We start from the raw sequence: 13323 nt of genomic DNA on the forward strand, positions 1-13323 counted from the left end.
CGTACCTATGTGCACCAATTCCTTCTTTCTGCGGATAAGCATTTTCCCTGCTTTGCAAAAAGAAAAACGGATTCCGTTTGGAACCCGTTTCTGTTCTTATTTTTTAACACCTGGGCCTGTGGCGCTGTCTGCCAGTTCGGAACTATCCGCGGTTTTCGAAGCTCCTTCCACAGTGCCATCTGCACCGATTGCGCGTCCGTCCGGCGCCTTTCCTCCGATCTGCATCTTTCCGTCTGCCTTGAAGTAATAATCCTTTCCACCCCAGGCTGCCAAGCCATCCGTTACCATGTAGCCGTCCTTATCAAAGAAGTACCAGGCATCCCCTTCCTGTTTCCAGTCCTGTTGGAGGTAGGATCCGTCTTCATTCCGGTAGAAATATCTGCCGTCTTCCGCCTGCTGCCATCCGGTGTTTAAATACGTCACCTGCTGGTTGGACGGGCTTTTTTCGCCTCCCAGGTAAGTCGTTTCGGTCAGCACCCTATATTTCTCTTTATTGGCGGCCGCCTGTTCCTCGGATACCTGGAAACTCCCTCCTTCCGTCCATTCCCCGAGTCTGCCATCTTCCGCAACCGGGCGTACTTTATAAGCGTAGGAGCCCGCTTTTGTCATGAATGGGCGGAAATCATACTGTACGCCGCCAGTCTGCGCAAGTCTGGTCTTATTTTTCGAATCTGTCAGCCGCAGTTTATAATACTGGGTACCGTTTGCCGCTTCCCAGATACCGTATCCGTCCTTGTTCCAGGATGCTGCATCCACGGTTCCAAGGTAGGATTCGATGTTATTCAGCTTTGCGGTAATAATCAGGGTAGAACCGTTATCCCGGCGGGATGCGCGCACGAACTGGGCGCCCTCACCGTTTAACTTGACTTTATCGGATTTGGTGATGTTGAAATAATAACCGTCATCCGCGGACAGTTCCACCACATAGGTTTTATTATCCCCTTCGTATTTTTTTGATTCGCTCTCATCCCCGGAATAATACTCTGAAGCTAAAGATACGCTCCCTGCCGAATAGTGGTTGCCGCGGGTATCCGCCTCCACATCCGGTTCTTCCTCCCCGGAATCTTCCGCGTGGAAGGAAATACTCACACTGTTGATCTTTTCTGCTGCATTTGCCGTCAGTGGCACTGCCATGACCACGGCTGCCGCCATGGCCGGCCATAACCATTTTCTCATGATGCCTTGTCCTCCTCTTTCTTTTTTGTGTTCTGACAAATATATTCATATATCTGCCGGATACATCGGTTTACGTTGTTCTGATTGATAAATAAAAGTTTTGCGTCCTTGTTCTTAAAATCCAGACATTTGTAATACATACTGTGGTTTGCATGCTGTAAATGGTACACCACAAAGTTTGCGTTACGGAACACGGACTGGGGAACTGAATACTCCCTTGGTTCGATAAACCTGGACTGCGGGAATTCCACCTTCATTGCCGTGCGCCATGAAGGATGTCCGCATACAAAGATAGTTCCGGCATCCACGATCGCTTTCTTCATTGCTTCAATCTCCCCAGTCTTGTCCGCAATATCCGTATCATCCTCTTCTGTTTCCTGTGCGGACAGCAACTGTTCCATCATTTCTTTTAACTGGGCATTTTCCGCAACCAGTGCACTCTTTCTGTTTTCTGCTTCCTTTTCCAGTTTTCGGCTCTTTTCCTTTTCTGCGCCAATTTTCGTCACCAGTTCCCGGTTCTTTGTGCGGAGCATTTGTATTTCTTCCGTATCTTTTTGCTTCTGCGGACCGTTTTTTATTTCCGGTACCGAAAGCTGTGTTGTTTCCGACTGCATTCCTGTTTCCTGTATGTTTGATAAAACCTGCTCCAATACATTTTCCGCATTGATGGCGCGCCTTGCAAGGATGCGAATCAGGAGAGCCGCGATTTTTTCCCACGTATGAAGGGACTCCCACATATCCGGTCCCAGATCCTCTTCCTGTACATCTTCTTGCTGAGCGCAGGCGGCGTTTACTGCCGTCAGATCTTCCGGGTATACCTCTGCGTTGTACAGCTCTTCCACACTGAGTCCGGAATTTTGCATCATACTGCAGATAAAAAACAGGTAATCCGCATTTGTATTATGTTGCTCCTTATCGAATGTCCGTTTCGCCTCTTTTTTTACTTCCGGATCCTCATCCCATACAGTCCCGGAAAATCCATCCTCACGTTCTGCTACTGCAGGATGTTCCAGGGCTTTTTTCATCATATTCGTACAGGTATTCGGCAGCTGCATAAATGGCCTTAAAAACTCATCCGGCCCATCCGGCAGTGGCTGGACGGCAAGTGGGAACTTCGGCATTTTTGAGAAAGCGCTTTTTTGTTTTTGTTCTTTTTCCAGTATCTGCCTAGTCGCCCTTGCGGTACGGTAATAGAATATTTCCGTTGCCCCCGCAACATTTCCAATCAGATCTCCGAACCGGATTCCTGTTTTTGCTTTGCACTTTTCCGGTATTTCGTTAAAATACGGCAATGGGATGTTACGGCGGACATGTTCAACAAAATCACGGACAACCGCATCCAGGCTTGGAGTTGTAAAGTCCATGGTTGTCCTATTAAAATATAATGACAGCCAGGCCGTGGCAATGTGTCTGGTATCAAATGCCCCGGCAGTCAATACAGCTGCCATATACATGGTGCCGTCTCCTTCCATGCATGCATTTGGTTGGGCTTTCTTTAGTAATTTAAACACCTGTTTCCATGTCTGACTGTTTTCATAGAGGCAGATCATGACGATTTCCCGGTATCTCACCCGAGCCTGCGGAGTCAGTGTTCTTGCCAGTTCCTCTACACCGTATTCCTGATAAAGCTTTTCGGTTTCCTCGTCGTCGACACGATAGGACTGGTAAATCCGGTCAATCCTGTCATGGATTCCCGGGCAGGATGCCAGGATATACGCTAATAGCGGTATGACTTCCCGGTGCATCTTCTCCCTGTTTTTTAAATTCTGTTCTTCTTCCTCATGAAAGATTCGGATGTCCCCAATCAGAGCATCCAGTTTCTTGTAATAATCTCTGAGTTTCTGCATTTGCCTTTCCTTTCTCCGGTACTATACTGATTGTTCCGGGTCGTCGTGTTCATTATCCGCAGGATTCACAGGCTGGATCGGATAAAAAGAAAATACCTTCATGCCCTCTCCGATTGCTTCCACCATGGCAAGAAATTCTTCCCTTGCATCTTCCATCCGCTCATAACTTGCAATCACCGCCCCGGAGTCCGGAAGTTTTTCCGTTCCCCGGTATGCGCGGATGGAAAAACGGTTGGTTTTGCAATCCGGCCGGTTTTTCCGTATGTGTTCCGTGTCATTCACGATCATGATGTCACTGCAATCTTCAGTCTTGAAAAGTTTTGTTCCGGTCTGATCCAAAAGATACATTTGATTCGCCTCCTACAGTTTTGATACAAGCAGTGCCGTAGCTGTATCCACACCTGCTACAAATGCGCTGCAGACTGCCATGGAAAGCATGACAACCGCGGTCCCCTTGGCGGTTTCCAGCTTCGACGGAAGTGTCAGGCCGACCGGCTTTTTCCAGTTTTTCCACGTCTGTGCGACTTTTTTATGAAATGCCAATTTTTCTTTCTGCTTTTTTTCTTTTCCCATTCTTTTCCTGCCCGGCACGGTGCCGGGCGCCTCCTTTCGCTATCGATACGTTTTGGCAAGACCTGCCGGGATCAGAAAATTCTTTCTTCCCATGGACCGTAATGCAAGGCCTGCGCGTACTTTCTTATACTCTTCCAGCGCTACGTTTGCGCAGATGAAGCTGGATGTTCCCGCAATGGATACGGAACCGATCCCTGCCGCATTGCAAATGCCGTATGAGGCAAGTACCACCGCTACCATAATGAGGTTGCCGCGCATGGCTACTTTTCTGCTGAGCCGTCCGATGTAATCTGCCGTCGGTCTTCCCGGGCGGATTCCCGGGATAACTCCACCCTGTTTCTTTAAGTTATCCGCAATTTCTACCGGATTAAATCCAATGTCCAGATAAAAATAGGTAAACAGAATAGTGAGTATCAGGTAAAGTGCGGCACCGACCGTGTATTTCGGCATATCCGGTCTAAACCACATGGAGGTGTTTAAAGCACGGATCACCTTTCCAATCAGTCCTTCCTGCAGCTTTGGAACAAACTGTGCGACCAGGATCGGGAAACTCATCATGGATCCGGCAAAGATTACCGGCATGACGGAACAGGTTAATAACGGAATCGGAAAGGTACTGTCTGAACCGGCCACCGTTTTCCTGGTCTGGACAACCTGCAGTTTTTTCACCGTTTCCTGACATACCACGCAGATTGTAAGCACTGCCATGGCCAGTACGGCTGCTGCAATGCAGGTCACGATCATCCCGGTGCGGCTCTTGACCGATGCGTATTCCCAGATGCCGGTCAGATCGGACGGGATGGATGAAACGATGTTGCAGAACAGAATCATGGAGATTCCGCTCCCAATCTCAAGCTTTTCCAGGAATTCCCCGAGGAAAATGATAAAGATGCCGCCGACGGACCAGATCAGTGTTGCTGCCAGGACGGTTTTCCAGTTATACGGGTCAAGCAGGCCCCGCCCGCCAAGGCCAATGGCCATGGAAACTGCCTGGAGAATTCCCAGTACGCCTCCTGTGATATTGATCAGCCGTTTATAACGATCCATTCCTGTTTTGCCATCTTTACGCATTTCTTCCAATGCCGGGAACACCACGGTAAGAAGCTGGATGATAATGGATGCAGTGATGTATGGACTTACGGATAGTGCAAAGAATGACATCTGAAGCATTGATCCGCCCGTGATGGAATTGAAGAATCCAAGCCCGTCCACGTTTAACAGTGACTGGATATAAAGTCGGTTTACAAACGGTAATGGGATGTTGGATCCCACCCGCACAAACGCCATGCTGAGAATGACAATGGCGATTTTCTGCCATAAAGGAAGCTCCTTTAAACGGCGTGTCATGGATCTGTAGCTGTACATTTATGATTCCTCCTGTTCTGTTTTGGTTCGTGCGGCACGCAGGCGTTCTGCCGCTTCCTGCCTCTGTTCTTCCGTGAGTTCCCGTTTGACAATGGATGAGCGCGAAGAGATCAGACGTTTCTTAGTGCGGTATACCTTTGCTACCAGATTGCCGTACATGTCACGGATTTCTTTCAGGCATGTCCAGTCCGGGCAGTCATCACTCTGCGCGAATTTGTCATATTTTGTCATCATGGTGGTGTCCGATGTATAAATGTTTGCGTATTCCTCATCCCGTGAAAAGGTGATACATGTTTCCTGTTCCGCGATGCTTACTCCCATGCTTTTTCTCCTTTCTCTTTCCAATAGACCCTGAGATTTTTACAAGCTCCGAAGCAACGTTCCATACGTTCCGGCAGTTCTCCTGCTGCTTTCCCGCCAGCACATACAATATATACGGTCTCTTCATCCGGGCGCAGGGCCTTCATCCTGCCGTACAACGCGCACAGATCGTCAAAACCATAGGCTTCTTTGCCTGCCAGGGTAAAATCATACACAGCAACCATACCGCGTTCATCCCGGAAACGGAACACATCAGCTTCTGGTTCATCTCCGTATACCCGGTAGCACCGACGTTTTCCCATGTTGCGGTACATAGCCAGTTCCATGGCATTACGTTCCTTCCGAATCCTATCGTTTGCCGCCGGCCCCTGGGTTTCCGGCTGCTTTGTCATAGTTTCGGTACAAGTCTTTGTTATTTTCGGTTCCGGGTCTGACTGAGCTATTGCCATGGCCGCCCTCTGCATTGCCATAGCAGCTTTCTGCTCCGGCATCTGTTCTGTCTGCACTTTTTTCAGACTGCGTTTTTCTTTTTTTATCTTCTTTGGTTCCGGCAACGTCTGCGTATCTGCCGTTACCGGCTCAGTGTCCTTTGCAACCGCTGTCTTTCTGGCTTCCGGCTTCGTGTTTAAAAATTCTTCCGGAATATGGATGTTTTCCTTCGGCACCGTCATCAGGTCTTCCTGATTCTCATAACTGAAACGTTCCAGATATTGCTGTCGTTTCTCCGCATCTTTTGCCGCTTCCTGCAGTGTCTGGATACAACCGTCAATTTCAGTTCTGAGTACTTCCGTTGTTTTTTTCGGCGGTTGCGTTCTTTCTCCAGTTTCCGGATGAATTTCCGTTTCGTCCTGTTCATATCCGGCTGCCATTTTCAGTTCCTTTAAGGTAACAAGTCCCTGGGATGATGCCGCGATCTGTTGCATAATGCCGATGCTCGGCGGCTTTTTCACCTGCATGGTCATCAATCGGTCTATGTACTCACTATTCAGCTTTGATAGCCTGCAGTATTCAAATGGCGTTTTTTCTCCCATGGCCTGCTTGACCAGCTGGGACATTTTCTGCTTGTCAAATTGCTGTTCCAAAATTCTCCCTCCTTTGTTCGTGATACGAAAAAGTATACTGCGCGTTCCGTTTTGCATCGATTTCGTGACCCTTGCGGATAAGCGATTTCATACTTTTTCCTGTAGAAATTATGGAAAGAAAACACTTCTTTTTGGTTTCCTTTGCCGCGCTTTTGAAATATGTGATTTTCTGATATCCGCAGAAATTCATTTACGGGGCTACGATATATTTCATGCTATAATAGGTGCATCAAAATAGGAAGGAGCTGACCGGGATTTCCCGGCAGCATGGAAATTTATGGACAGCATTTTAGAAAGAAAGCAGAAACGGATCCATGAGCTGGACCGTGAAATTGAAAAAGCTGGTCTTGAGTGCGGCTGGGATGACGGCAGCGGCACCTTTGAGGTCTTGGATCGCCTGGCAGAAGGCAGGGCATCCGCACTGGAACAGAAACGTGCGGATAAGCAGCCGGTCGGACGCGAGCTGGAAGTCCTGCGTATGATGCATGAGCGCAGCCGGCTGATCCGTGACCTCGAAGCTGGAAACAATAATGAGAGGGGAAGATAACCATGAAGAAAATGATACTGGTATGGCTTGCGATTCTTTCTTGCGGCGTCGCATTTCTGGCGTTTTTAGCATACAAAGGAATTCCCGCATCGAAAGAATCCTGGAAACATGCGATCGTCGAAGAAGCAAATTAAGAAGGAGGAAAACTAAATGAGCTATCAGACAGATTTGGAGTTTGCCAGAGGTAAGGCAAATGCATGGAAACATTTACAGGAAAAAGCGGCGAATGGCTGGCGTCCTGCTTATGCAGAAGAGCTGGAGCAGTATGCATGCCGCAAGCGCATGGAGGCTGAGGATGAGATGCAGAAAATCCTTGCAGAGATGCCTTCAGAGGAGGATTCCGCAAAACCAGAAGGTGGCAGAAAAATTACATTAACCAAAACCGGCACCAACATTTGCGTCGATTCGAATCTCGAAGATCAGGATTTGATAACATCAATCGTCGCATACTCGTGACTTCAGTCGTGAGTTAGGCGATTGTCAATTTGTGCAGCGATTCTTCCATAATTCTCACAGAAAGGAGGCTGCCAGATGAAACTCAGTATGACATACCGCATCAGAACAAAGGGATTTAATCACATCTTCAATGAAACGGTCCGTCTGTATCGTCAGGCCGTCTCTTTCTTCGTGGATGTATGCCTGAAAGAATGGAACCGTATTTCTGTCATTCAGGGACAGAAGATCCGTTCCGGCTTCGTGGAATCACTCACGGTCAAAACCAAACAGAATCCCGTTGTTCCTTATGACTTCTCGGCGAAGTTCTACAAGTTCCCAAGCTACCTTCGGCGGGCGGTCATTGCGGAAGCACTGGGCAAGGCATCTTCCTACCAAAGCAACCTGGAAAACTGGGAGGCAGCGGAGCCGGAGAAACGCGGTGCGAAACCGTCGCTGCCGCAGACAGGCTTTGTGTATCCGGCCATGTACCGTTCCGGTATGTTTATCCGTACCGGTATGTATCAGGCGGCGGTAAAAGTTTTTATCCGAAACACCTGGGACTGGGTTCTGGTGGATCTTCGGAAAAGTGACGTGGATTATATCGAACATCACTGTGCAAATTACAAGGAATGCGTGCCGACCTTACAGAAACGCGGAAAGAAATGGTATCTGGACTTTGTGTTCCAGACAGCCGTGCAGCTTCCGGAAGTTTCTATCAAAGACACCCGTATCCTGGCGGTGGACTTAGGACTGAACAGTGCGTGTACATGCAGCGTCATGACTTCGGAGGGCGCGGTCCTCGGAAGGGAATTTCTTTCCCTTCCGGGAGAATACGACTCCCTGGAGCATGCGGTAAGCCACATCAAACACGCACAGAAGCTCTGTGCCCGTAAAACACCGGGTCTCTGGAAACAGGCAAAGGGCATCAACGATGACATTGCGGTCAAGACCGCCCGGTTCATCGTGGATACGGCCATAAAGTATGACGTGGACTGCATTGTCATGGAATACCTGGATTTCGCCGGAAAGAAGCGCGGCAGCAAGAAGCAGCGTCTCCACCTCTGGCGGGCAAAGTATGTACAGTCCATGGTAACGGACAAGGCACACCGGAACACGATCCGGGTTGCCAGAGTCTGTGCCTGGAATACATCAAGGCTTGCATTTGACGGAAGCGGCAGAGTCATGAGAGGGAAAGAAGCAGATCTTCCAAGCTACAGCCTCTGCCGGTTTCCGACCGGGAAGCAGTACAACTGTGACCTGAATGCAAGCTATAACATCGGTTCCCGGTATTATATCCGGGAACTCTTAAAGACCCTTCCGGCAACGGCGGGGCAGGCGGTTGCGGCAAAAGTACCGGAACTGGCCCATAGAAGCAGATGTACCTTATCCTCGTTAATTAGGCTGAATGCGGTGCTTGCGGCATAATGCAGCAAAGCCACTGAGTTCAGCCTGTATGGAGGAAGGGCAGCCCGGAAGCCCTAAAGACTTCAACCGGACAGGAAATCCGGCGATCGGGACACTTTCATGGCAGAGCTTTCAGGAACGGGATCCAACCGGATACCGGAAGCTTGTGACTTTAGTCATGAGAGACAGCTTCACGAGTGCTCTGGCAGTGATGATCAGCTATGTAGGCGGACATTTACAGGATCCATCACAGATTTCATATGTCTGCGGTCTTGCATGTGGTGATGCTCTTAAGATGTTGGAAGAGAAGGGATTAATTCGGTCAGACTCTGCGCAGGATCAGGCAAATCCTTCCAAGACTAAGCAGGTATAGGCATTCTTTCTGTGTTGGAGACTACAACCACCTTATGTGTAACTGGCAACCGAGCGCCGGCACCTAGAACTTACAAAAAAAAGAACCGAGAAGAAATATTCTCCCTGGTTCTTTTTTCATTTTCCTGCCTATGCAATCTGTGCCGGGAAGAGGATATCATACATCTCCTCTTCTGTTGCGATCCAGCCCATGGCCATCTCATAGACTTCGTCGATAAGATCCCATTTTGTCTGGGTTTTATTGAAGTCTCTGATAAAGCCGGCAAGGAAACTGCATCCGCTCTCACGGTTCAGTCTTACGACCTGACCGATCAGGCGGGTCAGCACCTGTACCTCCGTTTCGCGCCGGATGACAATGCGCTCCGGTGACATCGAGTACTCGCTGGTTCGCGCCTGGAAAGCGTAGAGCTGTGCAATGCCGCGAATTAATTCACGAAACTTTGCGTTGAGTTCCTTGTCCTCGGTTACCATTCTTTTTGCTTCGATTGCGTTAATATACATATAATTCCCCTTTCTGCCGCTACATGCGGACTTACATACGCGGGAAACCGGCATGAAAACTATTTCTCAATGCCTATCCCTGTCTGGGAAAATTATGGAAGCGGATGTATTGCGTTACTGCCCGATGAAAAAGATACGGAACAGCCCGATCACAAGCAGGTGTACCGGATAAAAGGCATAGTAAAGGTATTTGTTGCCGTGTACCTTTCCGCGTTTGCCGTTATAAGAACGGATCAGGTATATGTATATCCCGCTGATGGCCAACCCCAGCAGACAGGCAGTGAAGCCGGCACCGCACAGCTTGTACACTCCAAGGAAGATTACCCCTGCCCCGGCTGCTGCCTGTGTCCATGGATTTTCGAAAAAGCAGGCATACAAGACCAGAACGCCGGCCATTCCGTAATCGGCATGCAGCAGTCCGGCCACAACCAGCGCCGTTAAGAGCACCATCCCTTTGATGAACGGATTTTTTACATTTACTGTTACCCAGTATGCGGTTACCGCCAGCGCCAATGTGAAGTACACATTTTGACTGTGTGGCCAAAACGGATATCCGAAGGCAGCCAGGTCAAACGGAATCTCAGAAAGCAGGGCAAATCCCCACAGTGATACCGCATACTGCTTGGTGTCATGGGAATGCCGCACGCCCTGTGCTGTTAAAAAGCAGTACAGCGGGAATGCAATGCGTCCGATCGTTCTTGTGCAGAGGTAATACTGTAAAAGCGCATCCGTGACGCCGGCTTTCATGAGCGGCAGTATGATACCGTCTGCCACATGATCCAACAGCATGCAAACCATAGCGATGTATTTGAGCTGCATGCCGCTTAACTGCAGGTCATTTCTTTTCTGATTCTTTTCCATTTTCCACACTTTCTTTGGCATAAACAAAAAGAGAGGCGCCTGCCCCTCTTTTTTGCTCCTCAGATAACTTTAGATGTATGCGTCAATCGGTTCTACCTTATCCGCAAGTTCTTTCAGCTCATCATAATGTTCGCCAAGACTTAAGAAGATATCATTGGCCTCATTGCTGTTGCTGATCACTTCGTTCAGACGATAATAGAAGGTATCCGCGGAATCGGTGATCTGGAAAACGGTCAGGATATAGGGTACCATGGCATGCTTTGCGCCGTATTCGGTTGCCAGCTTTTTAAATGCTTCGTATGCTTCTCCTTCAATGCCGCCACCGTCAAAATCATCCGGATATACCCGTGCATTGACACGGTCTGTCTGATCGTACACGATCTGGGCAGTCGTTTCGGCTGCGTCCTGTGTCTGACCGAAATCTGTGCTTTCATCTGCATCCGTGTTGTCTGTCGAATCCGTAAGCGCTTCTTTTGTGGCGACCTCCTGCATGGTATTGTCCGGTTCCATATCGGTTCCGTGTACGACTTCTTCTTCCGGGGCATTCATGAAGGCATCGTCAGGATGATTGGCCTCGTCCGTTCTCTGTTCCGGTGCAACAGTCTTCTGCTCCATGGTGACCGTCGCTTCCGTGTTTCTGGTCTCCGGTTCTGTTACGGTTGCCGGTTTTACGGTTTCTTTCTCCTTACGGCTCTTTCTTACAGATGCCTGTTTCTTCCCGGATTTCTTGTACGCCTCCAGGGCATCTTTGATGTTTCCAGCAAACAGAAGGGAATATTTTCCATTTTCCACCCTGCCGGTATTTAAAAGCGTCTCGTCATCGGTGATCAGAATGCCATCCGTGGCCAGCGCGGATAAAGATCCGGCAATCAGACCATTATCCAGGATCGGATTACCGGTCTTTACGAAACTGACATATTCCAGTTTCAGCCCGGCTCCGGAAAGCCAGATGTGATCCGCTACGGACAGGCTGTCTTCCATCTGACAAAGCGCCTTTAACGGTGCTCCTGCCAGTTTCTTTGCTTCGTCTTTCTCCTTCAGCAGTTTTTCCAGTGCTAATGCGATGTACATATATTTCTCCTTTCTCTAGGCCACGTGGCCGGTCAGTATATCATAAAGTTCCGTTGCCTGTCCGGCCACCAGAGTTGTGTTATGGCGGACATACGGAAGCGTTTCCCGTGGGATTTCCATCATTCCCTGACGTTTTAAGTCCAGGCAGGTGCGATTTGGCTTCAAAATAAACTTAATCACGCCGCTCTCTAAGACAAATGGGGAAGCGATGATGTTTAGTACTGCATCCCTGTCTTTTAATGACATGCAACTGCCTCCTCCATCTGACAGGATATTCAATTCCACCGGATAAACAATCTCTCTGTCCAATGCAAGGGAAGTCAGAAAATACTTTGCGGATACAAAGACCCGCTTGGTAGTCGGGGTTCTTTTTTCTTTCTGATCACGCATCTTCTTTTTCCTCCATTGCGCGGCCATTCTCGCGGATGACACGACTGCCACTGATCTCATAAACCTCACGGGTTTCAACTGTTCCGTCTGCACGTTTTTTCTGATATGTGCGGCTCTGAATACGTCCGTTGACGGCAATTCGGTCTCCTACCTGACAGCCAGCCGTCAGATCTGCCAGCCTGCCCCATGCAAGTACCGGAATATAGTCCGATTTTCCGTATGGACGGTTTACCGCAAGCAGCAGGTCCGTAATATGGCGTCCACTCGTTTTCTTGATACGGAAGTACGGCGGCTTGCATAAGAAACCATTCAGATAAATATGGTTATCTCCGTTTCTTCCGGTTGTTTCTTTTTCCTGTTCCATGGTATCTGCAAACAGGAAAAGATCCAGATGGTGCTTTCCGCCTTCGTCCATGTGAGTGTAGGAACGGAAGCTACCGGAAATTTTCAGGCATGTTCCAGGCTTGATTGCATTGACATCCCCTTCTCCCATCAATACTTCCGAGACCATGATACGGATGCGATCAACCGTTCCGCTGAGTCTTGGAGTTTCCAGGATGGAACTGTAAAATTTCTCTCCGAAAATTTCATGATCCATGGCAAATGTTTTTGCCAGTGTACCGGTTACGGTTGCCTGGTTGTTGCTGTGCGGCTGAATACCGCTATTGATATCTTTTTCCATTGGTATCGCTCCTTTTGTTTTCATATTTTCATTTTTTGCATTTGTTGCGTCAGGCAAAAAGAAAGGCTGCATATCCGCAGCCTTCCTTTCCACTCATCACTGTGTCAGGCGTCTGCCTTTGCTTAATTGAACGGCAGTCCCTCGTCTTCTACCCCATCCGGGATATTCATGAAGCCGCCATCGTTACCGTAGCCATAACCGCCGTCACCGTAGCCTCCGCCATAGTTCTGGGACTGGTCACCGTAAGCTCCATTGTAGCCACCGCCGTTATTGCCGTTGTTCGCTCCGTTTCCATTGCCGCCGTTACCACCGTTACTGTTTGTCCGCTTGGAATCCGCGAACTCCTGGCTGTTTACTACAACCTCAGTGGTATAGACCTTCTGCCCGTCACGGTTTGTGTAGCTGCCTGTCTGGATACGGCCACTGATCAGGACACGCATACCCTGGCGGAAATACTTTTCCGCATGCTCTCCGGACTTGCCGAATGCCACGCAGTTAATGAAATCCGCACCGGGCTCCTGATTGTTACGGGTCTTCGGACGGTCCACTGCAAGGCTGTATCTTGCGATCGCCATGGCATTCTCTCCCTGGCTGTAGCGTACCTCCGGGTCACGAGTCAGTCTTCCCATTAAAATTACTGTGTTCATAAAAATCCTCCTGTTCTGAGTGGAGCTCTTTCCTCCACGCCTTTTATTT

General features: G+C 49.0%; 18 protein-coding genes. 5 read left to right on the forward strand and 13 right to left on the reverse strand.

Features of this window, described 5'->3' with window-relative positions:
• Positions 1 to 96 precede the first annotated feature (96 nt).
• From ABCW45_RS00675 to ABCW45_RS00705, 7 genes are read right to left on the reverse strand one after another with little or no spacing between them, the layout of a single operon-like run.
• On the reverse strand, positions 97 to 1176 hold the full coding sequence (locus ABCW45_RS00675; RefSeq protein ID WP_343219990.1) for a hypothetical protein: 1080 nt from the start codon (positions 1174 to 1176) through the stop codon (positions 97 to 99).
• On the reverse strand, positions 1173 to 3023 hold the full coding sequence (locus tag ABCW45_RS00680; RefSeq protein WP_343219991.1) for a hypothetical protein: 1851 nt from the start codon (positions 3021 to 3023) through the stop codon (positions 1173 to 1175). The genes ABCW45_RS00675 and ABCW45_RS00680 overlap by 4 nt, the downstream gene beginning before the upstream one ends.
• Before the next feature lie 21 nt (positions 3024 to 3044).
• Entirely contained in the window at positions 3045 to 3371 is a 327-nt protein-coding gene (locus tag ABCW45_RS00685) for a hypothetical protein (protein ID WP_343219992.1), read from the reverse strand.
• 12 nt (positions 3372 to 3383) lie between these two features.
• A complete protein-coding gene (locus tag ABCW45_RS00690; RefSeq protein WP_215630881.1) occupies positions 3384 to 3596 on the reverse strand; it encodes a preprotein translocase subunit SecE in 213 nt (70 codons plus the stop codon).
• Between the two features lie 39 nt (positions 3597 to 3635).
• A complete protein-coding gene (gene secY, locus ABCW45_RS00695) occupies positions 3636 to 4961 on the reverse strand; it encodes a preprotein translocase subunit SecY (RefSeq protein WP_343219993.1) in 1326 nt (441 codons plus the stop codon).
• Complete coding sequence (locus ABCW45_RS00700) at positions 4962 to 5282, reverse strand: hypothetical protein (protein ID WP_343219994.1); 321 nt, start codon at positions 5280 to 5282, stop codon at positions 4962 to 4964.
• Positions 5273 to 6364, reverse strand: a complete 1092-nt coding sequence (locus ABCW45_RS00705) for a hypothetical protein (RefSeq protein ID WP_343219995.1) — start codon at positions 6362 to 6364, stop codon at positions 5273 to 5275. Before ABCW45_RS00705 ends, ABCW45_RS00700 begins: the two co-directional genes overlap by 10 nt.
• A 277-nt stretch (positions 6365 to 6641) precedes the next feature.
• Here ABCW45_RS00705 and ABCW45_RS00710 point away from each other — a divergent pair, with 277 nt between their 5' ends.
• The 5 genes from ABCW45_RS00710 (at position 6642) to ABCW45_RS00730 (ending at position 9123) form a co-directional block, all read left to right on the forward strand.
• Complete coding sequence (locus ABCW45_RS00710) at positions 6642 to 6911, forward strand: hypothetical protein (protein ID WP_343219996.1); 270 nt, start codon at positions 6642 to 6644, stop codon at positions 6909 to 6911.
• Positions 6912 to 6913: 2 nt separating this feature from the next.
• The gene (locus ABCW45_RS00715; RefSeq protein ID WP_276572148.1) at positions 6914 to 7045 is read left to right on the forward strand and encodes a hypothetical protein; all 132 of its coding nucleotides are present in this window, start codon (positions 6914 to 6916) and stop codon (positions 7043 to 7045) included.
• Between the two features lie 16 nt (positions 7046 to 7061).
• On the forward strand, positions 7062 to 7367 hold the full coding sequence (locus ABCW45_RS00720; protein WP_343219998.1) for a hypothetical protein: 306 nt from the start codon (positions 7062 to 7064) through the stop codon (positions 7365 to 7367).
• 75 nt (positions 7368 to 7442) lie between these two features.
• On the forward strand, positions 7443 to 8771 hold the full coding sequence (locus ABCW45_RS00725; RefSeq protein WP_343219999.1) for an IS200/IS605 family accessory protein TnpB-related protein: 1329 nt from the start codon (positions 7443 to 7445) through the stop codon (positions 8769 to 8771).
• A gap of 28 nt (positions 8772 to 8799) precedes the next feature.
• A complete protein-coding gene (locus ABCW45_RS00730; RefSeq protein ID WP_343220000.1) occupies positions 8800 to 9123 on the forward strand; it encodes a hypothetical protein in 324 nt (107 codons plus the stop codon).
• Positions 9124 to 9251: 128 nt separating this feature from the next.
• Here ABCW45_RS00730 and ABCW45_RS00735 read toward each other — a convergent pair whose 3' ends face one another.
• The 6 genes from ABCW45_RS00735 to ABCW45_RS00760 all read right to left on the reverse strand — a co-directional run bounded on the left by ABCW45_RS00735 (position 9252) and on the right by ABCW45_RS00760 (position 13274).
• Complete coding sequence (locus ABCW45_RS00735; protein WP_215630875.1) at positions 9252 to 9623, reverse strand: hypothetical protein; 372 nt, start codon at positions 9621 to 9623, stop codon at positions 9252 to 9254.
• A gap of 114 nt (positions 9624 to 9737) precedes the next feature.
• The gene (locus ABCW45_RS00740) at positions 9738 to 10484 is read right to left on the reverse strand and encodes a TraX family protein (RefSeq protein WP_343220001.1); all 747 of its coding nucleotides are present in this window, start codon (positions 10482 to 10484) and stop codon (positions 9738 to 9740) included.
• A gap of 69 nt (positions 10485 to 10553) precedes the next feature.
• Positions 10554 to 11555 carry a hypothetical protein gene (locus ABCW45_RS00745; RefSeq protein WP_343220002.1) on the reverse strand — a complete coding sequence of 334 codons (1002 nt, stop codon included), beginning with the start codon at positions 11553 to 11555 and terminating at the stop codon, positions 10554 to 10556.
• 15 nt (positions 11556 to 11570) lie between these two features.
• On the reverse strand, positions 11571 to 11945 hold the full coding sequence (locus tag ABCW45_RS00750) for a hypothetical protein (RefSeq protein ID WP_215630872.1): 375 nt from the start codon (positions 11943 to 11945) through the stop codon (positions 11571 to 11573).
• Positions 11938 to 12627, reverse strand: a complete 690-nt coding sequence (locus ABCW45_RS00755; protein ID WP_215630871.1) for a single-stranded DNA-binding protein — start codon at positions 12625 to 12627, stop codon at positions 11938 to 11940. The genes ABCW45_RS00750 and ABCW45_RS00755 overlap by 8 nt, the downstream gene beginning before the upstream one ends.
• A 122-nt stretch (positions 12628 to 12749) precedes the next feature.
• Positions 12750 to 13274, reverse strand: coding sequence for a single-stranded DNA-binding protein (locus tag ABCW45_RS00760; RefSeq protein WP_215630870.1), 525 nt, complete (start codon positions 13272 to 13274; stop codon positions 12750 to 12752).
• Between the last annotated feature and the right edge of the window lie 49 nt (positions 13275 to 13323).

The organism is Pilosibacter fragilis (assembly GCF_032490495.1).
Lineage (GTDB): Bacteria > Bacillota > Clostridia > Lachnospirales > Lachnospiraceae > Pilosibacter > Pilosibacter fragilis.